Below are 21,280 nucleotides of genomic sequence, written 5' to 3' on the forward strand. Positions count from 1 at the left end.
TGAGACGTGCCGATTCACCCGGGCATGGTCGAGCCCCTCGCCGAGCGCACCCGCAACCTGTACGCGACCGCCGAGGAACGCCTACTCGGCATCATCGCCCGGTCCCTCGCCGAAGGGCTCGACGCGCCCGGGTGGGCCGAGCGCAAGCTCGGCGCCGTCCAGGCCATGCGCCGCGCCTCACAGGCCGTCGTCGACGAGCTCGCCCAGGCCGTCACCCTCGACGTCCACGACGCGGTTGCCCAGTCGTACAACGAAGGCCACCGCGCCGCCGCCGCCGAACTGGGCGCCCTGTCCGACGAGGCCCGCGCCCTGGTCGACGACCGGCTACCGAACGCGCAGGCCGTCGACCGCCTCGCACAGGAAACCGTCGACGTCCTCACCGCCGCTCACCGCAGCATTCTGCGCACGACCGTCGACCGGTACCGGGCCGTCGTCTCCGAGGTCACGGCCACCGTGGCACTCGGGACCGTCACCCGCCGCCAAGCCACCCAAGACGCCATGCGCCGATGGGCCGACGAGGGAGTCGCCGACTTCCGCGACGTGTCCGGCCGCCGCTGGCAGCTCACCAGCTATGCGGAAATGGCCGTCCGGACAGCGACCGGCCGCGCAGCCACCGAGGCCCACACGCGGACCCTCACCGAGCACGGCGTCGACCTGGTCGTCGTGTCGAGCAGCCCGCGCGAGTGCCCGCTCTGCCGTCCGTGGGAGCGCAAGGTGTTGACGATCGGCGGGCCCGCCGGCCCCCGCACCGTGCACGTCGAGCACGCCACCCAAGACGGGGTCATGATCGCCGTGCCCGTCGCCGGATCCCTCGACGAGGCCCGCCTCGCAGGACTTCAGCACCCCAACTGTCGCCACTCCACCAGCGCTTACACCCCAGGTCTGACGCCCCTTGAGGACGCCGACAGCGACCCCGACGGGTACGAGGCCGGACAGCGACAGCGCACCCTCGAACGGAAGATCAGGGAGTACAAGCGCCGCCAGGTCGCCGCCGTCACCCCCGAGGCCAAGCAGGCCGCAGGGATCAAGGTGCGCCAGTGGCAAGGCGCCATGCGCACGCACCTCGCCGCACACCCGGAGCTCCGCCGGCTACGCCACCGCGAGCAGCCCGGCGCCTCGAACCTTCCCCAGCCGCGGACCCCCGCGACGCCCGAGCAGGTCGACGCCGCCCGGCTGTGGTCCGGCGACGAGCGGACCGCACGCGAGATGAGCGACGACCAGCTCGCCGCCGCCATGCGCTCGAACCTGCTCGACGACCGGGCCCGCGCCCGCATCGAGACCGAGGCCGACCGCCGCGACCTCGACGCCCTGCTCGACCGCGCCCGCCCCGGCGGACGCCTCGCCGACGACCTGCTCACCCTGTCCGACGACGAGCTCGCCCGGATCCTGCCGCACACCGACGACACCGACACCATGCGCGTCATGGCCGAGGTCCACCGCCGCAACCGCGCCGGCAACCTCCCCGGGGTGCGCCGGGACCTGGTGAACCTGTCCGACGACGAGCTCGCCGCCCGCTACCGCAACGCCCCCCACGACCGGGACGGCACCGCGGCCGAGGCCGCGCGCCGCGACCTGCTCGCCCGCCACTTCCCCGGGGGCACGCTGCGCGTCGACCTCGACCAGGTCGGCGACGACGAGCTCGCATGGGCCATGTCCTACGCAGACCCGGCCGAGCTCTTGCGGATCGCCGACGAGATGGACCGCCGCGACCCCGTCCCCCTGCCCGCGCCGGCCGCCACCGGCAACGCCGTCGACGACCTGCTCGCCGACCGCAACGCCCTCGCCGAGACCCTCGACCCCGCGCCCAACCCGGACGGGTGGGGAGCCCTCGCCGACGATGCCGCATGGAACGCCGCAGTAGGGGAGGGAAGGGCCGCGGCCGTCGCCGAGGAGGCCGCCGAGGAAGGGCCGCGGCTCACCCGCCGCCAAGCCCGCGAGCTGTACGACGAGCACACGTACCGGCAGTACCTCGCCGCCGAAGAAGACTGCAACGGATACCTGCTCAACAAGAAGGCCGTAGCGGCCGGACACGACCCGGGCGCCCTGTTCAGCGGGCCCGCCCGGATCGCCTACAGCCGCGCGTCCGACGAGCTGAAAGAGTGGTGGGCCAAGCACGGGCGCCTGACTCAGGCCGAGTTCATCGAGCAGGCCACCGGCCAGCGCCAGCGCTGGGCAGACGGCGCCCGCAAGAACGAATCCGACCAGCAGAACCGGAGATGACCACCATGGGAACGCGAGCCGACATCATCCGCGCGCAGCAGGAAGGCACCGAGGCCGGCCGCGGCGACGATCCGGCGACCGCCTGCCCGTACGGCCGTGACTCGATCCTCCGAACCATGTGGATCAAGGGCTACGCCGCCGCCCGCCGCGAGGCCGGACAGACCGCCGCCGAGTAGCCGCACCACCGACCAGCAGCACCCAGGGGGCCCGCCAGGAGCGGGCCCCCTTTCGCATGCCCACACGCCCGCCAGGAGCGGGCCCACCAGCCCCAGGAGGGCGACCCCATGAGCACCCCCACCCCCGGCAACCCGACCGGCCAGCAGGGCGACCCGGGCGCAGTTCCCGGGCAGGACCCGAACACCGCGCCGCCGACCCCGCCCGCGGACCCGCCGGCCCCGGCCGGCGAGGACAGCGCCGCCACGATTGCCCGACTCGAATCCGACCTCGCCGCCGCGCGCGCCGAGGCCGGCAAGGGACGGGTGACCGCCAAGCAGCAGGCCGCCGACAACGCGCGCTCCGAGCTCACCGCGCAGCTCCTCGGAATCCTCGACCCCAGCAGGGCCGGACAGCAGGCCACCCCCGAGGAGCTCACCCAGCAGCTCACCACCGCGCAGGCGCAGGCCCGACAGACCGCCGTCGAGCTCGCCGTCTACCGCACCGCCGCGGCGGCCGGGGCCGACGCCGACGCCCTGCTCGACTCCCGGACGTTCGCCGACTCCCTCGCCGACGTCGACCCCACCGACGCCGCGGCCGTCACCGCCGCGATCAAAGCCGCCGTCCTCGCGAACCCCCGTCTCGGCACCCGCCCCGCCGGCCCGACGGTCGGCGGAAGCGAGTTCAGCGGCGCGCAGCCCCAGGGCATCACCGCCGCCCAGTTCGAGCGCATGCCGTACGCGGAGCGCGCCGAACTCTTCCAGTCCGACCCCGCCACGTACCGGCGCCTCGCCGGAACCCAGTAAGCAAGGAGGGCACGAATGCCCACAACCACCGCCGACAAGCTGATCGTTCCCGAAGTCTGGGGCGACCTCGCGCAGGCCAAGTTCCTGGGGGCCGTACGCGTCCTCGGATCGGGCGCCGTCCTCACCGACGACACCCTTGTCGGTCAGCCCGGCGACACCATCGACTTCCCGACGTGGGACGCGATCGGCGATCTTGACGACCTCACCGAGGGCACGGCCATGACCACCACGGTCATGGGCCAGCGCGCCAGCAAGGCCACCATCAAGGAGGCCGGCAAGGCCGTCGAGATCACCGACAAGGCCCTCTTGACCGGGCTGGGGGACCCGCGCGCCGAGGCACAGCGCCAGTTCGGCATCCTCGCCGCCCGCAAGGTCGACGCCGCCCTGATCGCCCAGGCCGGCGCCGACGAGACCGCGCAGGGTGGCGGTACGCCGCTCAGCTTCACCACCGCGGCCGGAAAGACCAAGTTCACGTGGGCCGACGCCGTCGTACCCGCCCTCGCCCGATTCGGCGACGAGTGGGACCCGGCCGAGTTCGCCGGCCTGTTCCTCAACTCGGCGCAGCACGCCGAGGCCGCCCTCGACCCGCAGTTCATCGACGCGTCCAAGCTGGGCGCCGACACCGCCGTACGCACGGGCCAGATCGGCGCCATTGCGGGACTGCCGATCTTCGTAACCAACCGTGTCGCGGCCGGCAAGTTCCTTGTCCTCAAGCGGAACGCGCTGGGCGCCCTCTACAAGCGCCGGCCGATCGTCGAGACCGACCGCGACATCCTCAAGCGCACGACCGTGATCACCACGAACGTGCACTACGCCGTGAAGCGGCTCGACGACCGCGGGGTGTGCGTCGGCACGCTCGCCGCGACCTGATCAGGAAGGAGGCCGCCGCGATGCTGCTGCGCCGCTACCACCAGGGCGAGGAGCCCGGCCCCGAGCCGGACGCCCCGCCGAACGACGACGAGCACCAGGAGCAGGAGGCCGACAGCGCCCCGCCGCCCACCCGGGCGACGGGGCGTTCTGCTGCCCGGAAGGTGAAGGAGGAGTAACCCCGTGGGCAGGGTCTACGCCACGCCCGAGCAGCTCACCGCGTGGTCCGGGAAGCCAGCGCCCCCGGACGCCGACCGGCTGCTCGCCCGCGCATCCGAGGACGTCGACGACGCCCTCGCGACCGCCCTGTACGACACCGACCCCGCGGGCATGCCGACCGACCCCACCGTCGTGGCCGCCCTCGCCGACGCCGTTTGTGCGCAGGTCGAGTACCAGCTCGCCGCCGGAGTCGACGGCACCGGCGCCGACGACCGGTGGGAGTCGGTCAGCTTGGGCCCCCTGTCCATGTCCGGCCGCCGCACCGGCACCCAGGCCCCGGGATCCGTCGACCTCGCCCCCCGCGCGTACCGCGCCCTCACCCGCTCCGGTATCCGTCTGGGGGTGATCTGGTGAACGTCCCCGGGTGGCTACTGCCGCACCGCATCACCATCGAGCCCTACGACGGGGAGAGCGCGTACGGGCCGCTGTACGGGCCCCCGGCCGCCAACGTGCCCGCCCTGGTCACCGAGACCGTGCGCACCGTCCGCAGCCGCGACGGACGCGAGGTCACGTCCACTGCGCAAGTCATCACCGCGCCCGACGTGATCTGTCCGGCCGAGTCCCGCCTCACCCTCCCGTCCGGCCGGACCACAACCGCACTGCACATCGCCCCGCACACCGCGCCGGGCCTGCCCGTCCCCGGGACACAGGAGGTGATGTGCGAGTGAGCCGCGCCCGCCTCACATGGAACGGCGCCGCAGCGCTCCGCGGAACCCGCGAAGGCGCCGCCCGCGGACTGCGCCTCGCCGCCGAGCACGTCCTCGAACGCGCCCGCGCCCGGGTGCCGATCGAAGAGGCCACCCTCGAACGCTCCGGAGTCGCCACCATCGACGAGGCCGCCCTCACCGCGGGCGTTTCGTTCGATACGCCGTACGCCGTCCGCCAGCACGAGGACATGTCCCTACGCCACGACGGCGGCCGTACGGCCAAGTACCTCGAACGCCCCCTCGCCGAGGAGGCCGGAACGGTCGCGGAGATCATCGCCGCCCAGGTCCGCAGGTCCATGCGTGGCTGATCTCCTCGACTCCCTCGCCCGGTACCTCGCCGCCACCGGCCTACTCACCTACGACCCGGCCGGCCGCACCGGCGACACGTTCGTCGAGGCCATGCCGCCCGCGCCCGACCGGGCCGTCGCCCTGTCCCTGTACGACGCCGGACCGCCCGAGGCCCGCGACGACACCGAACAGCGCCGCCTACAGGTCCGCGTCCGCGGGACCGCCGACCCACGGGTCTCCCGCAACCGCGCCGAGGCCCTGTGCCGGGCGCTGCACGGCCGGACCGACGTCGCCCTCGCCGACGGCTCGACCCTCATCCTCGCCGCCGCCCGCGGCACCCCCGCCCCCATGGGCACCGACCCCGCCGGCCGACACGAGCACGTCGTGAATTTCGACCTCGACGTCTGCGCCGCCCCGTAATTCAGGAGGTACCCCCTATGGCCGGAACCCGGCCCATCGACGCCCGCGGTTGGACGTTCGAGGTGGAAGACGCCACGGCCCAGACGCCGAAGTGGATCCCGATTGCTGGACTTACCCAGTGGAGCCACAGCCCCGGCGAGAACGAGGAGACGGCCGAGACCACGGCTTTCGACTCCGCCGGCTACTACGAGCAGGACGTGATGCAGCGCGGCGCGTCCCTTGAACTCGAAGGTCAGTACCGCATCGACAAGACCACCAAGGCGCAGGATCCCGGACAGCTCTACATCGACACCGTGTGGGCGTACCGCTTCGGGTACGACTCCCGGGGGCGCGTCCGGTGGCGCCATGACACCCAGTCCAAGTGGGCTATATGGGAAGCTACTTGCACCCCGGGTGAGCAGTCCGGCGGGAACAACGACAAGACGTCCTGGAGCGTCTCGTTCGTCCGGTGCGGTCCGGCGACCGTTTCGGCGGTGACCCCGTGACCGACCTCGACCTCGACCAGGACCACGGGCCCGACGCGGGTCAGGCCGACGCCACCGACTTCGACGCGTTCATCGTTGAGGAGCTCGCCACTCGCCCCCGGGAACGGCTCACCCTGTACGGCAAGACGTACGTCCTGCCGGAGTCGCTCCCGATCATGTTCACGCTCCTGATGACCCGCGTGCAGGACTCCCAGGACCCCGAGGACGTCGCCAAGCTCCTCGCGATCCTGTTCGGCGGGGACGTCCTCAACACGTGGGCAGAGCACGGCATGACCGACCGGCAGCTCGGCATTCTCCTGATCTTCTCCGCCGCCAACGTCCGCCGCCCCGGCAGCGTCACCCTTCCCCGCGCTGCCGAGCTCTACGACGAGCAGGAAGCGGGAAAAGCCGCAGGCCCGAACCGGGCGACCAGGCGAGCGAAGACGGGCAAGAAGAAACGTTCTGGCGCGCCGTCCTGACGAACTGGTCGGCGATCGAGGCCGACCTCGCCCGCGAGTACGGCACCCCTGCCGCTGACCTCGCCCGCATGTCCACCCGCAGGTTCCTCGCCCTGGTCTCCGGCCTGTCCGGCGAGTCCCGGTTCGCCGCCGCCTGGCAGCGCACCCCGCGTGCCGTGACCGACCCGGCCGAGATCGCAGCACTGACCGGCATACCCGCCGGCTGAACCACCCCGGCCGCCACGGCGCCGGATGACCCCCGACAGGAGGTGATCCGGTGGCCCTCACTGTCGGTGAACTGCTCGGCACCATCACCATCGACGACGGGCCGGCACAGGCCGGATTGGCGCGCACCGAAGCCGCGATGCGCTCGACCGGCGACACGATCGTCGCCGAGGCCGACCGGGCCGGCGACCAGGCCGGGGCAGCCCTCGCCGACGGCATGGCCCAGGGGGCCGACGACGCCGGATCCCGCGGGGGCGGGGCGCTCGCCGCGTTCGGTTGGGCTGCGGTCGGTGCCGGAATCGGCGCCGCCCTCATGGCCGGTATCGGCGAGGCCCTCGCGCAGCAGAAGACGGCCGGCCTGCTCCAGGCCCAGCTAGGCACGACGGGCCCCGTCGCCGCCAAGCAGGGCAAGGCGGCCGGCGACCTGTACGCGGGGGCGATCGTCGAGTCGGTCGAGCAGGGCGCCGACGTCATCAAGGGGATTGCCCAGAATGGCCTTTTGCCGCCCGAGGCGACCAACGGCCAGATAAAGGCAATGGGCGCCAACGTGGCGGATACCGCCGCCGTCCTGGGCGAGGACGTCGGAAAGGTCTCACGGGCCGTTGGTGTCATGCTCAAGACGGGCATAGCCAGTTCCGCCGAAGAGGCTATGGACGTGCTCGTAAAGGGCACCCAGAACGGCGTCAACTCCGCCGAGGATTTGCTCGACACGTTCAGTGAATATCCGACCCAGTTCCGGGACTTGGGCCTTGACGCTCAGACCGCAATGGGTCTCATGCAACAGGGGTTGCAGGGCGGTGCACGCGATGCGGATACGGTCGGCGACGCGCTCAAGGAATTTGCGATCCGCAGTAAGGACATGTCCAAGGGGAGCGTAGAGGCTTTCCAGTCCATCGGGCTCAACGCCAAGACGATGGCGAAGACTTTCACCGACGGTGGGCCGAAGGCATCGGCCGCACTCGGCGACGTCATCACCCGACTAAAGGGAATCAAGGATCCCGCCGAGCGCAATGCAACGGCAGTCGCTCTTTTCGGCACCAAAGCCGAGGACTTGCAAGGGGCCCTTTATAAGCTCGATCCGTCCACGGCGGTAAAGGCTCTGGGCGACGTAAAGGGTGCCACCGATAGAGCCGGTGACGCCTTGCGCGATAACGCTGCGACGAAATTCGAGGCGTTCAAGCGCGGGGCAATGCAAGGGCTCGTCGAGGTCGTCGGGAACTACGTCGTTCCGGCGCTGGTGACGGGTGCCGAGTACGCCGTGAAGTTCGGGCGGGGCCTGGGCACCGCGGCCGGGTTCGTCTCCGAGCACTCCACCGCGTTCATGATCGCGGGCGGCCTGATCCTGACGTTCTTCCTGCCCACGCTGATCGCCCTTGCCGCGCAGGCATGGGCTACATCAACGGCCGTCGTCGCTTCCTGGCTTGCCCAGAGCGCCGCGGGGGCCGGCGCGGTCGGCTCCTTCCTTGCCGCGAACGCCACGATTCTCGCGGGGTGGGTGGCGCAGGGAGTCGGCGCCGCGGGCGCCGCGCTCCGCGTGGTCGGCGCATGGGTCCTCATGGGCACTCAGAGCTTGATTCAGGCGGCGCGCATGGCCGCTGCCTGGCTTATCGCCATGGGCCCCGTGGGGCTGATCATCGCGGCCATTGTCGGCATTGTTGCGCTCGTCGTCGCGAATTGGGACACGATCGTCAATGCCACGAGTGCCGCATGGTCGTGGGTGTGGGAGAAAATCCAGCAGGTTGGACAGTTCCTGCTCGACCTGTTCCTGAACTTCACCCTTGTCGGAATCATTATCAAGCATTGGGATTCCATCAAGTCCGGTACCCAACGGGTCTGGAATTCCATTGTGGATTGGGTCCGCGGCCTCCCGCAGATGCTCGTTAATTTCTTCCTCAACTGGAGTTTGGTTGGGCTGATTATCAAGCATTGGGATTCCATCAAGGAAGGCACGATCCGCAAGGCGCAAGAGCTCGTGAGTTGGGTTCGCGGGCTGCCGGGCATGATCTCTTCCGGGCTCGGCAATCTGGGCGATCTCTTGTACGACAAGGGCGTCGACGTCGTCCGCGGCCTCTACAACGGCGTTCGGTCCATGGGTAGTTGGCTTAAGGGTCAGCTCATGTCGTTCGCCAAGAACATGATTCCGGGGCCCATCGCAAAGGCGCTCGGAATTCACAGTCCGTCGCGTGTCATGGCGCGTGACATCGGTCGGTGGATTCCCGCGGGCCTGGTCAAGGGCATCGAATCGGGCTCCGGTGCGGTCGAGCGCACCATGGCCAATCTCGTGCCGATGCCGGCCGTGCCGGGCCTCTCCGCAGGGTTCGCCGGCAGCGCCGGATCCCCGTACGGGGGCGGCGCGGCCGGGGCCGGCGGGTACGGGGGCGGCGCGACGGTGCACGTCGAGCACTGGCACGCCGCCGAGCAGGGCACCCCGGACGACAACGCCCGCGCTCTTGCGTGGCTGGCAAAGGCGAGGGGGTGACCATGGCCCCTGGCGACCTGATCAGCCGGCCGGGGCAGGTGCAGTACGGCGACCTGCTGCTCGGCCCCGGCACCCCGTACCGCTGGCGCGGTATCACCGGGTGGGAAGAACTTCCTGCCCTCGACTCCGGGTCCGTGGCGCGCAGCGATGCGCACGGCGCGTACCCCGGGCTGCTCTTGGCCCAAGCCCGGACGATCGGCCTCGACGGTCTGATCGTCCGGGCCCCCGGGACCGGATCGGCGCGGTGGTGGGGGCCCTGAACGCGGGCACCGTCCCGCGGGTGGATGAGCTCCCCCTCGTGGCGTGGCTTGACGACCGTGGGCCGCTGCTCGTCTACGCCCGCGCGGTGCGGCGCAGCGTCCCGGCCGGCCCCGGCTACCGGCTGGGGACGATCGTCGGCGGCGCGGTCGAATGGGTCGCGTCGGATCCTCGCCGGTACGGGGTCGTCGAGCAGGTCGTCGCGGCCACTCTCCCGACGTCCGAACCGGGTCTGTCGTGGCCGATGGGGTGGCCGCTGAACTTCGGTACCCCCGGGAGCTCCGGGGCCCTGGTCGTGGTGAACGCGGGCGACGCCGAGTCACATCCCGTCGTCGAGTTCCGCGGCCCGGTCACCACTCCGGCCCTGACTAACATCAGCACCGGCGACGTACTGGAGTACGACATTCCGCTTGCTGCGGGTGACGTCCTCACCGTCGACACCCGCGCCGGAACCGTCCTGCTCAACCGGGGTGCCTCGCGGCTCTACAGCGCCACCAAGCGCAGCGTGCCCGAGCAGACGTTCACGCTCGCCCCCGGCGTCACGAACTTCGCCTTCCGCGCCGGCCCGGACAGCGAGCCCACCGCCACCGCAACCGTGCGCTATCGCCCGGCCTACTGGTAAGGAGAGCCCCACCCATGACCGTGCGTTCCGCATGGCTGATGTCCACCGGGCAGACCCGGGAAGACACCCGCCTCACTCCCACCTCGCCCCTGATCCACGAAACGGAAATGCGGGCGCGCGACGGGGTCCTCGCCGGAGGCAATCCGTTCGGCGCCACCGGGGCCGGCGCCATGTCCGTACAGATCGGCCCCGGCCGCGCCTTCGTCCAGGGCACCGACGCGCAGGGCGCGTATCCCGTCGCCAACGACGCCCCGGTGAGCCTCACGTTCGCCGACGGCGCCGCACAGTTCGGCCGGATCGACTCCGTGGTCATCCGTGTCGTCGACTCCCTGTTCGACGGCGGACCGAACGCGGCCCGCATCGAGGTCGTCCAGGGCTCTGCGACCGCCAGCCCCGCCCCGCCGACCATCCCGGCCGCTGCCCTGCGCCTGTGGGACGTCCTCGTACCGGCAGGAACCAGCGCGGGCGCGGGTGGGATCGGGTGGGGCGCAGCGCTCGGCGACCGCCGCCGCTACACCGCGGCGGCCGGCGGGATCCTGCCCCGCGGCTCCGGCCTGAGCTTCTCCGGCAGCTACGAGGGGCAGTACCGCGACAACGGCGCTTCGCTGGAGCGCTGGAGCACCACGGCCGGCGCCTGGCAGACCTACCGGCCCCCGGCCGAGGCTCCCACGGTGACCACGGCCGGGGCCGTCGCGGCGACCGGTCACTCGCTCACCGGCTTTCACGCCCGCCGGATCGCGGGCGTGCAGTCGTTCACCGCGGTTGTGCAGCGGACCGGGACGACGATCACCTCGCCCGCCGGCGGGAACATCACCGATCTGCCGCTCGTGACCCTGCCCGTCGGGTGGCGACCGGCCTACGACATGGAGCTCATGGCGTCGGACGGGTTCGCCGACGGCGCCGCCTACCTGAATACCTCCGGCGTGATCACCCTTCGCACGTGGTCGGCCGGCGGCACCATCCAGTCCGGCCGCGAGATCCGGATATCCGGCTGTTTCGTCACGTGAGCGGGGGTGCTGTGACCCCGTACCGGCTGCTCTTCTGTGACCTGCGCTCCGACGAGCTGATCGACGTCCTTCCCGTGCACGGCGTCAGCCTCGACGACTACATCGGCAAAACCGGCAGGCTCACCGGCACCGTGCCGATCCCGAACGCCGAGCTCGCCGGCCGCGCGCGCGCCGGGCGATCCTCCCCGGACGAACCGCGGTATGGGTCGAGCGCGGACGCTCCATCTGGTGGGGCGGGATCGTCTGGACCCTCTCCGTCGCCAGCGACGCCCGCGGGAACCTCGGAGCGCAGATCCAGGCCGGCGGGTGGGAAAGCTACCTGTACCGGCGGCTGATCTACGACACGCAGACCGCCACGCAGATGGACGCGTACGACATCGTCCGCCAACTCCTCGACTACACGGCCGACATGCCCGGCGGGGACATCGGCATCACCTACGACACCACCCTTTCCGGAGTCCTGCGGGACCGCACCTATCTGCGCTACGACCTGCCCAGCGTCGGCGACCTGGTCGACGACCTCGCCAAGGTCGAGGGCGGGTTCGAGTGGCGCATCACCAGCTTCCGCGACAGCGACGGCGACCGCGTCAAGCGGCTGCAACTCGGTTCCCCGATCATCCGCACGGGCGCCGCCGAGATCGTCCTCGACCACCCCGGCCCGGTCCTCACCTACACGTGGCCCACCGACGCCACGGCCAAGGCCAACGCGTGGCAGAGCCGCGGAGCCAGCATCAACCGCAACCAGGCCGCGGAGAGCTACCCGCTTACCTCGCCCCTGCTGGTCGGGGCCGAGGACATCGACGCCGGATGGCCGCGCCTCGACGGCTACAGCGACTACTCGACCGTCTCGCGACAGGCCACCCTCGACGCCCACGCCCAGGCCGACCACCGCGCCGCCCTCGCCCCGGTCACCATCCCGGAAATCACGGTCCTGCTCGGCGGTGACATCACCCCCGCCCTGATCGGCGCAACAGTGCGCGTCCGGATCCGCGACCTGTGGCACCCCACCACCCTCGACGCCCGCTATCGCGTGGTCGGCATGTCGATCACCCCACCCGAGCGCGGACGCCCCGAGACCGCGCGCCTGTATCTGGAGGTCCCGTAATGCCGCACATCCCACAGGACGTACTCGACCGCATTGCGTCCCTCGAACGGCAGGTCAAGCAGCTCACCGGACGCGCGAACATCCGGCCGGCCCTCAATCAGGTGCTGAGCGGAGACGTAACGATCGGCGAGGGCGGACAGCTCAAAGTCAGGGCCGCCGGGGGCACCGAACACTTCCGCGTCGGCCACCTCGGTACGTACTACCAGGACGAGACGACCGGGGAGACCGCGCGCGAGTTCGGCACGATCATCCGCCGCCGCGACGGAAGCGTCGCCCTGAGCATCTGGAACGGCCAAGACGCCGTGAACCCTCAGGTGTTCAGGGTCTACGACGCCAAGGGCAACGCGATCATCTCCGAGGACATCGAACGCGGCGGACTGCACCGGCCGCACCTCGCGCAGCCCTGGTACGACGCGCAGGCCGGCCGCTGGCCCAAGACCGAGTCTTGGTCGTGGGAGACGCTGCAAGAGGCGCACATCGAGACCGAGCACGGCAAGGTGCGCATCTACGCCCAGAAGGCCACCGTCGGCGCCGGCGGTGAACTGCGCCTGCTCATCAACGACCAGGAGATCGCCAAGGGCGAGGGCTTCGACGACACATACCTCATTCCCAATTTCGAGTACGGCGCCCTGGTCGTCGTCAAGCTCCAGGCCCGCCGCACCAACGTCGCCGAAGCCGTCTGGGCGACGTTCTCCCGCGTGCACTGCGTCGGATAGACCCCAGCACCAGCCCGGCCCCGCCGGCTAGCCCACCCGCAGAAAGGAGGGCAGCCGCCGCATGGGCCTGCCCGAGTCCATACCTACCGTCACCGTCTCCGGCCGCTACCTCGCACCCGACGGAACCCCCCTCACTGGACAAGTCGTCTGGCGCGCGCCGGCAATGTTGACCTTCCCCGACTCCGACGTGTTCCTCGGGGGCCCGCACGCCGCGCCACTCGACGCCACCGGCAGGTTCGAGGCCGTTCTACCCGCCACCGACGCGCCCGGCATGAACCCGACCGGATGGGCGTACGTCGTATCGGAGCAGCTCACTGGCGTACCCGTAAACAGGTCGTACAGCGTGCTCCTCCCCAGGGCGGTCCCGCTGGTCGACCTCGCCGACGTCGTCCCCGCCGACCCCGCCACCCCCAACTACGTTCCCGTAGCGGGCAGTCAGATCCTCACCGGGGCCACCGCGCCAACGGCCGCCACGGGCCTTAACGGGGACTGGTACGTGCAGTACGACGTACGCACGTTGCAGGGGATCACGCACACCACGGTCATGCAGTGGGCCAAGGCCGGCGGAACGTGGGCGCGCGCCGGGGGCGACATCCGGGGATCTCAGATCTACCTGTCCACCACCAGCACGCCGAGCAGCGACGCCAAGGCCGGGGACCTGCTCATCCGCACCGACACCGGCGACCTGTGGCAGCGCGGCGCGTCAGGCTGGGGTAACGCCGTCGGCAACCTCAAGGGGCCCGCCGGAGCCGCTGGCGCGACGGGGGCCACCGGCGCAAGCAGGCGCGAAGGGAAGCACCGGCGCCACCGGCGCCCAGGGCCCGAAGGGTGACCCCGGCAACGGGTCCGTCAACACCGTGAACACCAAGGTCGGCCCGGATATCACCCTTACCGCGGCCGACGTGAACGCCCTCGCGACGGCCGCCCGGGGCGCAGCCAACGGCGTGGCCGCCCTCGACGCTACCGGCAAGGTCCCGACCGCGCAGCTTCCCGACATCGGCGGGGGCACCGTCAAGACCGTCAACGCGAAGGCGCCCGACGGGGCGGGAGCCGTAACGCTCACCGCCGCCGACGTGGCCGCCGTGGCCGCCGCGGTGCCCGTCATCCTCAAGGCCGACGCCACCAGCGCCGACCCCCTCAAGGTCCAGAGCGACACGGGCGTCGATCTCTTCGGCGTCCGGAAGACGGGCAGCGCAATTTTCCCGCTCGGAAATCTGTACCTGAACAAGAACGTCCGCGTCGGTGGGAGCAGCGCCACCGGGATGGGCGCAGCGACTACGGGCGTCCTCGCCGTCGAGAACGGGACCGGCCCCAGCGCGCTGCAAGCCACCGGCGTGGCGCTCTGGTCGACCGGCGGACAGCTCCAGGTCCAGGAGAGTTCGGGCCGCACATTCACCGTGGGCGGGGAACGCAACCAGTGGACCCCCCAGGCCCTCGGATTTCAGGCATGGAACGTCGACCCCGCCACGGTGGCCAACCCGACGACCCCACCCAAGGCCGTTACGGTCGGCCGAATCTACTTCGCCGGAATGAACATCACGGAGTCGACGCAGGTCAACGCCGTCGCCATCCATGCGCGCGGGTGGGCGGGCAGTACCGCCGTCCCGGCCGCACGTTTCTATGTCGGCATCTACAACGAGGCCGGCGCGCGCGTGGCAACGTCCGGCCTGGTGTCGTCCGTACCCATGGCCGGCCAGCTCGCCGGCACCGCGCCCGGAGCGGTGAACAACCACGTGGGCGCCGTGCCCATCGCGCTAAGCGCACCCGTCGTTCTCGCGCCCGGCCGCTACTGGGCCGCGTTCCTGATGTCGGCCGGCAGCAGCACCGATTTCTACTACATGCACATACAGAACGAATCCCCCGCCAATCCCGGCAACTTCTACGTCGGGACCACCTTCCCAGCGGCATTGGTGCATCCCCAGCGGCCAGACCTCGCTACCGGCAACGGTGAACCAATCGACCGGCGAGGTCGGCCTCGACCCCGCAATCATGGCGCTCGCCATGCTCTGACCACATACCGAAATCGGTACGTGATCCCCCCTTTCCACGTACGCCCCGGCACCGCGCCGCGGGCGTTTTTTCATGCCCGGAGGACACCCCACATGGCAACCCCCCTACTCCCCGACACCTTCCGCAACGCCATCCGCGGCGAGGGCGTCGACGTCGTCGAGGTCGGCGCATGGCGCACCCACAACCGCAACCACAAGGGCCCGTGGGGCCCGCTCCACGGCGTGATGATCCACCACACGGTCACCACGGGAACCGACTACTCCGTCGAGCTCTGCCGCACCGGATACACCAGCCTGCCCGGCCCGCTGTGCCATGGCGTCATCGACAAGGCCGGCCGCGTCCACCTGATCGGCTACGGCCGCACCAACCACGCCGGATCCGGGGATCCCGACGTCCTCGCCGCGGTGATCGCCGAGCGCTCCCCCCTGCCCGCCGACAACGAGGCCAGCACCGACGGGAACCGCCACTACTACGGGTTCGAGTGCATCAACGAGGGCGACGGCGCCGACCCGTGGCCGGCCGAGCAGGTCGAGGCCATCGCCCGGACCGCGGCCGGCATCTGCCGCGCGCACGGGTGGGGCCCCGAGTCGGTGCTCGGACACTCCGAGTGGCAGCCCGGCAAGGTCGACCCCCGCGGCCCGATCGGCCACCCGGGCGGGCCCGCGCTCACCATGGACAAGATCCGCAGCCGCGTCGCCGAGCTCCTCGCCGACGACAAGCCGGCGCCGAGCAAGCCGACCCCCAAGCCCGACCCGCAGCCGGTCGTGTCCCTGTCCCGCCTGATCGCCGCGGCCCGCCAGGACCCGCCCCGTTCCGGTACCCCGGTCAGCTACCCGGGCGCCCGGATCGTCGAGGCCGCCCTCGCCGCCGAGGGCATGCTCGCCCGCGCCCTGGTCGACGGGCATTTCGGCTCCGCCACCCGCGACGCGTACGAGCGGTGGCAGCGCCGATGCGGCTACACCGGCACCGCGGCCGACGGCATCCCCGGCCGCTCCTCGCTCACCACCCTTGCCCAGCACCACGGCTTCACCGTGGCCGCGTAGACCCCTGCAACGAACGGAGCTCCACCATGACCCCCGCCACCAAGCGCAGCATCCGTACCGCGCTCCAGACCGCCGTAGCGTTCGCCCTTGCCCTGCCCGCCATCGTGGCAGCGGCCGGCATCCCCGACGCCCTGCCGTACGTCGCCGGCGCCCTCGCCATCGCGGGCGGCCTCGCCCGCGTGATGCAGCTCCCGGCCGTCGAGGCCCTGCTCGACCGCGTCGGCCTGGGCCTGGTCGACGAGGTCGCCGAATGACCCCGCCGGCCCCGGACGACACGGGCGTCGCCCTCGAACTCGAAAGGCTGCGCGCGGTCGTCGAGGTCGGCATGACCCGCATCGACGGGAGCCTCGCCCTGCTCGTACAGCGCTCCGACCAGACCGACAAGCAGGTCGCCGACCACGAGAACAGGCTCGACGCCCTCGAACGAGGTCGCTGGCCACTTCCCTCCCTCGCGGCCCTGGTCGCCGTCGTGGGCGCCCTGCTCGCTCTCTGGCAGGCCGGTACCGCCCGATAACAACAACGCCCCCCGTACGGCCACGAACGGCCGTACGGGGGGCGGTTTCGTCGTTGAGCTAGAGCCCGCGCGACTTGATCCCGTCAACCAGGGCGCCGAGAGCGTCGAAGGAGAACAGCAGCGCGGGGCCGGCCGGCGCCTTGCTGTCGCGCACAGCAACCATCTGCCTGCCAGCATCGACGATGCCGCACTCGACGCACTGCGCGCCGGTGTCGGACCGCGACGACTTCCACCAGGTCACGGCCAGGGTGGAGGCGTCTTCAATGTGCGTCATGCTGGTTCCTTATCTCTTTGATCAGTTCCGCCGACTTCTCGACGGACTCCGCGGCGGCCCTGAGTCTCACCGCGGCCTCCCGGTAGGTGGCTACCTGTTCCGGCTCCTCGACGTACAGAGCAGCGGTCAGGTTCTCAGTGTGGACCACGTCAAGGTCAGGGTGACCGAAGCTCATGAGGCTGAACGACCCAAGTTGTCCGACGTGCAAAGCCGCGTCGGATCGCAAGACCTGAATGTTCACATTGGGTCGGTTCCCCAACGAGAGCAGCCGTCCGAGCTGTTCGTCCATGATGCTCGGATCCGCGGTGCGGGTGCGCAACGCACCTTCGGCGATGATGGCCCACAGCTTGACAGGGTTGGTGTCTCGGGTGAGGACTGCCTGTCTTGCGAGCCGCACCTCGACGAGCGCGTCGACCTTGGCCTCGACGCTCTCGTTCATCGCCGTCGCCCGGATGATCCCGCGGGCGTACTCCGAGGTGTGAAACAGACCCGGAACCGCGCCGAGCTGTGAGGTGAATAGCTCGGTCGCATCATCTTCGAGACTGATCAAGTCTTCGTAGACGGGCGTCAGCACACCCCGATAGCTGTGCCACCACCCGCGCTGAGAACCCTCTTTCACCAGAGTCAGAAGCGCCGTCCGCAGTTCGTCGGACACCTCCCGCCCAAGGTCGACGTACAGGTCGAGCAGGTCGTTTTACGTCCTCGACCTTCGCCGCGCTCTTGGCGTTCTCCAACCGGCTCAGCTTCGAGGCCACGAACCGCCCGCCGCTGTGCTCCGCGATCTCTTCGAGGGTCTGCTCACCCCGAAGCGCCCGGAGTTTGGTGCCGAGCCTCCGACGGCGAACGGTGGGCGCGCTCACGGTGTCCCCTCCCTACTGGCCATTTGCGCGACAGTCTGCCGTGCGCACCAGGTCATGTCATCCGTGATCTATCACGCGCGACCGCGTTGCGCGGGCATATGCAAATTTCTACGAAAGCGTGAGTTCCCTTGCACTACGGCGAGTTGGAAGAGCAAGGTAGACGTGACGGATATCGCAGTGCCTTAGCTGGCGTGACCCCCTCTGCGCTGGTCAGCACGTGTGCCCGAAAGGATTCGCATGGTGACCATGCACCGACGCCGCTTACCCGTAGGAACGAGCACGCCCCCAATCGGTCCGCCCGCTCAGTTCTTGATGGACAGCACTCCCGCGCTGGTCAGAGCCGCGCGTGAGTGGGCACGTGAGTTCGTCAACTACGAAGCCCCCGGGGCCCCTCACGAGCACGTAGACGATGTGCTGCTCGTCCTCTCAGAGCTGGTGACGAACGCCGTGCGCTACGGCACCGAGCCGGGCGACTCCGTGCGCGTCGTCCTCGACGCCCGCACCGGAGCGACCCGCATCGAGGTGCACGACCCCAGCCGCCGCCACCCTCGCCAACTGCCGGAGTCCGACGAACGCCAGCGTGGCCGGGGCCTGTTCATCCTCGACGCTCTCGCCGTCACCTACGGCGTCGATGATCGCCCCATGGGCAAGGCCGTATGGGCCGAACTGCGCTGGATGGCAAACGCGTGACCATCATCCTGCCGCGCGCAGTCACGCCCGGACCCGCGTTCCTGCGCGAGGTACGCGTCTCCTACGCCCTGCCCCACGACGGCCGGACGTACGTCACCCTCGGACACCCCGAGGCGCACGAACGGCGGGGAACCACCGTCGATCGGTACCTACGCGGAATCGCCGCCGGCCTAGACCTGCACCAAGGGCCCGGATACCCGCGCACGGCCCACCTTCTCTACTACGTGTGCGGAACGTGGGCCCTCGACTATGGGCACCCCGAGTCGCTCCTCACCCTGCCTGCCCCAACGCGCAGTTGGGCGGCCCGCACCCAGGCACTTCGCACAGTGCATCTCGGCGTATGCCTCGATGCGTTCCTGCCCGCATCCAGTCCCGACCGCATCCTCACCGGGACCGTCGGCTACAAGGCAGACCGCCGTATCGGCTGGCTCTGACCGACCCCAGATCGCACCCCGCCCGGGTGCCGGCTGTTCCCCGGGCGGGGTGTTGCTCCACGCCCCGCGGCGACCGCGCCGCCCCATCCTGACCACCAGGAGGCACCGTGAGCACCACCGCCATTGAGCACGCCATCGAGTCCGTCGAGTGCGAGCTGACCGCCAAATGCAACCTCACTTGTGACCACTGCTGCACCAACAGCAGCCCCCAGGCCGCGGCTCCCACCATGACCCCCGAGGACTGGCACCGGGTCATCAACGACACGGCCAGTCTCGGAATCCCGACGATTCAGTTCATCGGTGGCGAGGCGACCCTCGACCGGCACCTCCCCGACTACATCGGCCACGCCCGTGAGCGGCGCCTACGCGTCGAAGTCTTCTCGAACCTCAAGATCGTGCAGCCCCGCATGTGGCGCGCGTTTCAGCAGTCGGGCGTACAGCTCGCCGTCAGCTACTACAGCGACCAGGCCGAGCAGCACGACGCCGTGACCAACGGCCCCGGATCCCACAAGCTCACCCGCGCCAACATCATCAAGGCCCTGGCCTACGGCATCCCCATGCGGGCGGCCGTCGTCATGGTGAACGAAGGCCAGCGCGTCAAGGAGGCCGCCGACGATCTGCGCTCCCTCGGTATCTCCCGTATCCGGATCGACCGGACCCGCAAGGTCGGCCGCGCCGCCGACCAGACCCTTGACACCCCCAGCGTGAGCGAGCTGTGTGGCCACTGCTTCCGCGCCCGCATCTCCGTCTCGCCGGACGGCAACGTGAACGGGTGCATCCTGTCCCCGTGGCTGATCGCTGGCAACGTCCGCGAGCAGGGACTCGCGAACGTCCTTCGCGGCCCCCGCGTGGCCGAGCTCGCCGCCACCATCCCCATGCCCGTACACGGGCAAGGTTGCCCGCCCGACGATTCGAGCGACTGCTCACCGGCGAACACGACCGCGTGCGACCCTAAATACGACTTCGCCCCCCTCGCCGACACGGCCCTCGGAGCGCGCGCGTGACCTGGGAACGACACGCCATTGACCTCGCCGCAAGAATCACGACCCCCCACTCACCGTGGCGACCTGCCGTCGCCCGTACGGCACGCCATCTGTTCGTGCCCCGATGGTGGGACCGCCGAGGCCGGGAACAGTTCGACCTGCGGGCCCCGGCCGACGACGACGAGTGGTTCGCGGACGCCTACCGCGACACCTCGCTCGTAACCAAAGTGGGCAGGCTTCACGCCGATCACGCGAATGCCCACGACGAGCCCACGGGCCGGCCCACGTCTTCGGCGACCCTGCCGAGTCTGCTTCTTAAGCTCTACGGCCTGGCCGACATCGGCGATGGTGACACCGTCGTGGACGTCGGCGCGGGCAGCCTGTACGGCGCGGCTCTGCTCTGCCGGCGCCTGTCTGACGCGCAGGTCTTAAGCGTGGACGTCGACCCCTACATCGTCGAGGTGGGGCGCGAACGCCTCGCGGAAGTTGGTCTACGCCCCCGGGTCGAGACCGTCGACGCGACGGGTCCCCTGCCGTGTGACCCAGAAAGCATCGACTGCATCGTCGCTTCCGTGGCCGTGCGCACCGTCCCGCAAAGTTGGCTCGCTGCTCTGCGGGTAGGCGGCCGGCTGGTTACGACGATCGCCGGTACCTCGCTGCTGATCACGGCCACGAAGAACGCCGACGGGGGCGCAAGCGGTTCCGTCTCCTGGGACCGGGCCGGATTCATGGTCGCCCGCCACGGGGACGACTACCCCGCGCGCCGCCCCAAGGAGACGATCACCGCCCAGATCCAGGAGGACGCCGCGAAGTGCGTCTACCCGCTCCCCGTGGTCGACGTTGAATCGGCATGGGACCTGCAATCCATGCTCGACCTCGCCGTACCGGGCATCGAACACGCTTACTGGGAGGATGACGAAGGGCTACGGCACGCCCTCATGAGCCACGCAGACGGATCATGGGCCCGCGCCGTGGGGGCCGGCATCCATCCGCCGACCGTCCACCAGGGCGGCCCCCGTCGCCTCTGGGATGCCCTCGAAGAGGTACGCGGGTACTGGCTCCAGCACGGCGAGCTTCCCGCACGGGGCGCCCGCGTGATCGTCAAGCCCGACGGCCGAACGATCCTCGCCCGCGGGGAGTGGACCGCGAGACTCTGAGTACCAGCACGGCCGCGGCCCCGGTATCCACAGGTGTGGATACCGGGGCCGCGGCCCGTTCTGGTGAACTTCCACGCCCGTTCCGCCGTGCAATAGAGCGGCTCCGGACACGACACGCCCTATCTCGGCCGGCGGTGGCCTGTGAGCATGGCGTCGCAGATGTCAGGATCGGGGAGGGGTTGACCAACTCACGTGTGCGCAGAAGAATTCCACGCAGCTACGTGATTGGTCTACACCACAGCGGTGTCGCATGTTGGGAGCCCCACAAATGAACGAGCGTCCTTCCATCTCCAACATGCTC

General features: G+C 70.3%; 28 protein-coding genes. 26 read left to right on the forward strand and 2 right to left on the reverse strand.

Annotated elements, in window-relative coordinates; all coding sequences use genetic code 11:
• The first annotated feature begins 6 nt into the window (after positions 1 to 6).
• The 22 genes from ACQEVM_RS38495 (at position 7) to ACQEVM_RS38600 (ending at position 16,581) form a co-directional block, all read left to right on the forward strand.
• Positions 7 to 2,220, forward strand: coding sequence for a phage minor capsid protein (locus ACQEVM_RS38495; RefSeq protein WP_433073024.1), 2,214 nt, complete (start codon positions 7 to 9; stop codon positions 2,218 to 2,220).
• 5 nt (positions 2,221 to 2,225) lie between these two features.
• Entirely contained in the window at positions 2,226 to 2,396 is a 171-nt protein-coding gene (locus tag ACQEVM_RS38500; RefSeq protein ID WP_433073027.1) for an Rmf/CrpP fold protein, read from the forward strand.
• 108 nt (positions 2,397 to 2,504) lie between these two features.
• Positions 2,505 to 3,179 carry a hypothetical protein gene (locus tag ACQEVM_RS38505; RefSeq protein WP_433073030.1) on the forward strand — a complete coding sequence of 225 codons (675 nt, stop codon included), beginning with the start codon at positions 2,505 to 2,507 and terminating at the stop codon, positions 3,177 to 3,179.
• Between the two features lie 15 nt (positions 3,180 to 3,194).
• Complete coding sequence (locus ACQEVM_RS38510; protein WP_433073033.1) at positions 3,195 to 4,049, forward strand: phage head protein; 855 nt, start codon at positions 3,195 to 3,197, stop codon at positions 4,047 to 4,049.
• A gap of 20 nt (positions 4,050 to 4,069) precedes the next feature.
• A complete protein-coding gene (locus tag ACQEVM_RS38515) occupies positions 4,070 to 4,225 on the forward strand; it encodes a hypothetical protein (protein ID WP_433073036.1) in 156 nt (51 codons plus the stop codon).
• Between the two features lie 4 nt (positions 4,226 to 4,229).
• Positions 4,230 to 4,619: a hypothetical protein gene (locus tag ACQEVM_RS38520; RefSeq protein WP_433073039.1), complete on the forward strand. Its 390-nt coding sequence runs from the start codon at positions 4,230 to 4,232 to the stop codon at positions 4,617 to 4,619.
• Positions 4,616 to 4,933, forward strand: a complete 318-nt coding sequence (locus ACQEVM_RS38525; protein ID WP_433073042.1) for a hypothetical protein — start codon at positions 4,616 to 4,618, stop codon at positions 4,931 to 4,933. Before ACQEVM_RS38520 ends, ACQEVM_RS38525 begins: the two co-directional genes overlap by 4 nt.
• A complete protein-coding gene (locus tag ACQEVM_RS38530; RefSeq protein ID WP_433073045.1) occupies positions 4,930 to 5,280 on the forward strand; it encodes a hypothetical protein in 351 nt (116 codons plus the stop codon). Before ACQEVM_RS38525 ends, ACQEVM_RS38530 begins: the two co-directional genes overlap by 4 nt.
• On the forward strand, positions 5,273 to 5,680 hold the full coding sequence (locus ACQEVM_RS38535) for a minor capsid protein (protein WP_433073048.1): 408 nt from the start codon (positions 5,273 to 5,275) through the stop codon (positions 5,678 to 5,680). Before ACQEVM_RS38530 ends, ACQEVM_RS38535 begins: the two co-directional genes overlap by 8 nt.
• Positions 5,681 to 5,697: 17 nt before the next feature.
• The gene (locus ACQEVM_RS38540) at positions 5,698 to 6,165 is read left to right on the forward strand and encodes a phage tail tube protein (RefSeq protein ID WP_433073051.1); all 468 of its coding nucleotides are present in this window, start codon (positions 5,698 to 5,700) and stop codon (positions 6,163 to 6,165) included.
• Positions 6,162 to 6,623 (forward strand): hypothetical protein, encoded by a 462-nt coding sequence (locus tag ACQEVM_RS38545; RefSeq protein ID WP_433073054.1) that lies wholly within the window; start codon positions 6,162 to 6,164, stop codon positions 6,621 to 6,623. Before ACQEVM_RS38540 ends, ACQEVM_RS38545 begins: the two co-directional genes overlap by 4 nt.
• A 68-nt stretch (positions 6,624 to 6,691) precedes the next feature.
• Positions 6,692 to 6,829 carry a hypothetical protein gene (locus ACQEVM_RS38550; protein WP_159031968.1) on the forward strand — a complete coding sequence of 46 codons (138 nt, stop codon included), beginning with the start codon at positions 6,692 to 6,694 and terminating at the stop codon, positions 6,827 to 6,829.
• A 50-nt stretch (positions 6,830 to 6,879) separates the two neighbouring features.
• Positions 6,880 to 9,306, forward strand: a complete 2,427-nt coding sequence (locus ACQEVM_RS38555) for a phage tail tape measure protein (protein ID WP_433073057.1) — start codon at positions 6,880 to 6,882, stop codon at positions 9,304 to 9,306.
• 2 nt (positions 9,307 to 9,308) lie between these two features.
• Complete coding sequence (locus tag ACQEVM_RS38560; protein WP_433087403.1) at positions 9,309 to 9,566, forward strand: hypothetical protein; 258 nt, start codon at positions 9,309 to 9,311, stop codon at positions 9,564 to 9,566.
• A gap of 20 nt (positions 9,567 to 9,586) precedes the next feature.
• Complete coding sequence (locus ACQEVM_RS38565) at positions 9,587 to 10,186, forward strand: phage distal tail protein (protein WP_433087405.1); 600 nt, start codon at positions 9,587 to 9,589, stop codon at positions 10,184 to 10,186.
• A gap of 14 nt (positions 10,187 to 10,200) precedes the next feature.
• A complete protein-coding gene (locus tag ACQEVM_RS38570) occupies positions 10,201 to 11,193 on the forward strand; it encodes a hypothetical protein (protein WP_433073063.1) in 993 nt (330 codons plus the stop codon).
• A 361-nt stretch (positions 11,194 to 11,554) separates the two neighbouring features.
• Positions 11,555 to 12,298, forward strand: coding sequence for a hypothetical protein (locus tag ACQEVM_RS38575; protein ID WP_433087407.1), 744 nt, complete (start codon positions 11,555 to 11,557; stop codon positions 12,296 to 12,298).
• Positions 12,298 to 13,014, forward strand: a complete 717-nt coding sequence (locus ACQEVM_RS38580) for a hypothetical protein (protein ID WP_433073069.1) — start codon at positions 12,298 to 12,300, stop codon at positions 13,012 to 13,014. The genes ACQEVM_RS38575 and ACQEVM_RS38580 overlap by 1 nt, the downstream gene beginning before the upstream one ends.
• A gap of 61 nt (positions 13,015 to 13,075) precedes the next feature.
• Positions 13,076 to 13,846, forward strand: coding sequence for a hypothetical protein (locus ACQEVM_RS38585; RefSeq protein ID WP_433087409.1), 771 nt, complete (start codon positions 13,076 to 13,078; stop codon positions 13,844 to 13,846).
• Between the two features lie 1,270 nt (positions 13,847 to 15,116).
• Complete coding sequence (locus ACQEVM_RS38590; protein ID WP_433073075.1) at positions 15,117 to 16,067, forward strand: N-acetylmuramoyl-L-alanine amidase; 951 nt, start codon at positions 15,117 to 15,119, stop codon at positions 16,065 to 16,067.
• A 26-nt stretch (positions 16,068 to 16,093) separates the two neighbouring features.
• A complete protein-coding gene (locus tag ACQEVM_RS38595; protein ID WP_433073078.1) occupies positions 16,094 to 16,321 on the forward strand; it encodes a hypothetical protein in 228 nt (75 codons plus the stop codon).
• Positions 16,318 to 16,581: a hypothetical protein gene (locus tag ACQEVM_RS38600; RefSeq protein ID WP_433073081.1), complete on the forward strand. Its 264-nt coding sequence runs from the start codon at positions 16,318 to 16,320 to the stop codon at positions 16,579 to 16,581. Before ACQEVM_RS38595 ends, ACQEVM_RS38600 begins: the two co-directional genes overlap by 4 nt.
• A 58-nt stretch (positions 16,582 to 16,639) precedes the next feature.
• Here the strand turns inward: ACQEVM_RS38600 and ACQEVM_RS38605 are convergent, their stop codons facing one another.
• Together ACQEVM_RS38605 and ACQEVM_RS38610 are read right to left on the reverse strand one after the other, a co-directional pair.
• Complete coding sequence (locus tag ACQEVM_RS38605) at positions 16,640 to 16,855, reverse strand: DUF397 domain-containing protein (RefSeq protein ID WP_100581177.1); 216 nt, start codon at positions 16,853 to 16,855, stop codon at positions 16,640 to 16,642.
• Positions 16,842 to 17,510: a DUF5753 domain-containing protein gene (locus tag ACQEVM_RS38610; protein ID WP_433087411.1), complete on the reverse strand. Its 669-nt coding sequence runs from the start codon at positions 17,508 to 17,510 to the stop codon at positions 16,842 to 16,844. Before ACQEVM_RS38610 ends, ACQEVM_RS38605 begins: the two co-directional genes overlap by 14 nt.
• Before the next feature lie 517 nt (positions 17,511 to 18,027).
• On the opposite strand from ACQEVM_RS38610, the gene ACQEVM_RS38615 reads away from it, so the two are divergent.
• The 4 genes from ACQEVM_RS38615 (at position 18,028) to ACQEVM_RS38630 (ending at position 20,979) form a co-directional block, all read left to right on the forward strand.
• The gene (locus ACQEVM_RS38615) at positions 18,028 to 18,405 is read left to right on the forward strand and encodes an ATP-binding protein (RefSeq protein WP_433073087.1); all 378 of its coding nucleotides are present in this window, start codon (positions 18,028 to 18,030) and stop codon (positions 18,403 to 18,405) included.
• On the forward strand, positions 18,402 to 18,839 hold the full coding sequence (locus ACQEVM_RS38620) for a hypothetical protein (RefSeq protein WP_433073090.1): 438 nt from the start codon (positions 18,402 to 18,404) through the stop codon (positions 18,837 to 18,839). Before ACQEVM_RS38615 ends, ACQEVM_RS38620 begins: the two co-directional genes overlap by 4 nt.
• A gap of 107 nt (positions 18,840 to 18,946) precedes the next feature.
• On the forward strand, positions 18,947 to 19,843 hold the full coding sequence (locus tag ACQEVM_RS38625; RefSeq protein ID WP_433073093.1) for a radical SAM protein: 897 nt from the start codon (positions 18,947 to 18,949) through the stop codon (positions 19,841 to 19,843).
• A 95-nt stretch (positions 19,844 to 19,938) separates the two neighbouring features.
• Positions 19,939 to 20,979, forward strand: coding sequence for a methyltransferase domain-containing protein (locus ACQEVM_RS38630; protein ID WP_433073096.1), 1,041 nt, complete (start codon positions 19,939 to 19,941; stop codon positions 20,977 to 20,979).
• The last annotated feature ends 301 nt before the right edge of the window (positions 20,980 to 21,280 follow it).

The organism is Streptomyces sp. CA-243310 (assembly GCF_050936775.1).
Lineage (GTDB): Bacteria > Actinomycetota > Actinomycetes > Streptomycetales > Streptomycetaceae > Streptomyces.

Bases quoted from the DNA above. Each gene is read 5' to 3' on its own strand.
- ACQEVM_RS38500 (WP_433073027.1), top strand. From the start codon at position 2,226: ATGGGAACGCGAGCCGACATCATCCGCGCGCAGCAGGAAGGCACCGAG.
- ACQEVM_RS38505 (WP_433073030.1), top strand. From the start codon at position 2,505: ATGAGCACCCCCACCCCCGGCAACCCGACCGGCCAGCAGGGCGACCCG.
- ACQEVM_RS38510 (WP_433073033.1), top strand. From the start codon at position 3,195: ATGCCCACAACCACCGCCGACAAGCTGATCGTTCCCGAAGTCTGGGGC.
- ACQEVM_RS38515 (WP_433073036.1), top strand. From the start codon at position 4,070: ATGCTGCTGCGCCGCTACCACCAGGGCGAGGAGCCCGGCCCCGAGCCG.
- ACQEVM_RS38540 (WP_433073051.1), top strand. From the start codon at position 5,698: ATGGCCGGAACCCGGCCCATCGACGCCCGCGGTTGGACGTTCGAGGTG.
- ACQEVM_RS38550 (WP_159031968.1), top strand. From the start codon at position 6,692: ATGTCCACCCGCAGGTTCCTCGCCCTGGTCTCCGGCCTGTCCGGCGAG.
- ACQEVM_RS38560 (WP_433087403.1), top strand. From the start codon at position 9,309: ATGGCCCCTGGCGACCTGATCAGCCGGCCGGGGCAGGTGCAGTACGGC.
- ACQEVM_RS38570 (WP_433073063.1), top strand. From the start codon at position 10,201: ATGACCGTGCGTTCCGCATGGCTGATGTCCACCGGGCAGACCCGGGAA.
- ACQEVM_RS38575 (WP_433087407.1), top strand. From the start codon at position 11,555: ATGGACGCGTACGACATCGTCCGCCAACTCCTCGACTACACGGCCGAC.
- ACQEVM_RS38580 (WP_433073069.1), top strand. From the start codon at position 12,298: ATGCCGCACATCCCACAGGACGTACTCGACCGCATTGCGTCCCTCGAA.
- ACQEVM_RS38585 (WP_433087409.1), top strand. From the start codon at position 13,076: ATGGGCCTGCCCGAGTCCATACCTACCGTCACCGTCTCCGGCCGCTAC.
- ACQEVM_RS38590 (WP_433073075.1), top strand. From the start codon at position 15,117: ATGGCAACCCCCCTACTCCCCGACACCTTCCGCAACGCCATCCGCGGC.
- ACQEVM_RS38595 (WP_433073078.1), top strand. From the start codon at position 16,094: ATGACCCCCGCCACCAAGCGCAGCATCCGTACCGCGCTCCAGACCGCC.
- ACQEVM_RS38600 (WP_433073081.1), top strand. From the start codon at position 16,318: ATGACCCCGCCGGCCCCGGACGACACGGGCGTCGCCCTCGAACTCGAA.
- ACQEVM_RS38605 (WP_100581177.1), bottom strand. From the start codon at position 16,855: ATGACGCACATTGAAGACGCCTCCACCCTGGCCGTGACCTGGTGGAAG.
- ACQEVM_RS38615 (WP_433073087.1), top strand. From the start codon at position 18,028: ATGGACAGCACTCCCGCGCTGGTCAGAGCCGCGCGTGAGTGGGCACGT.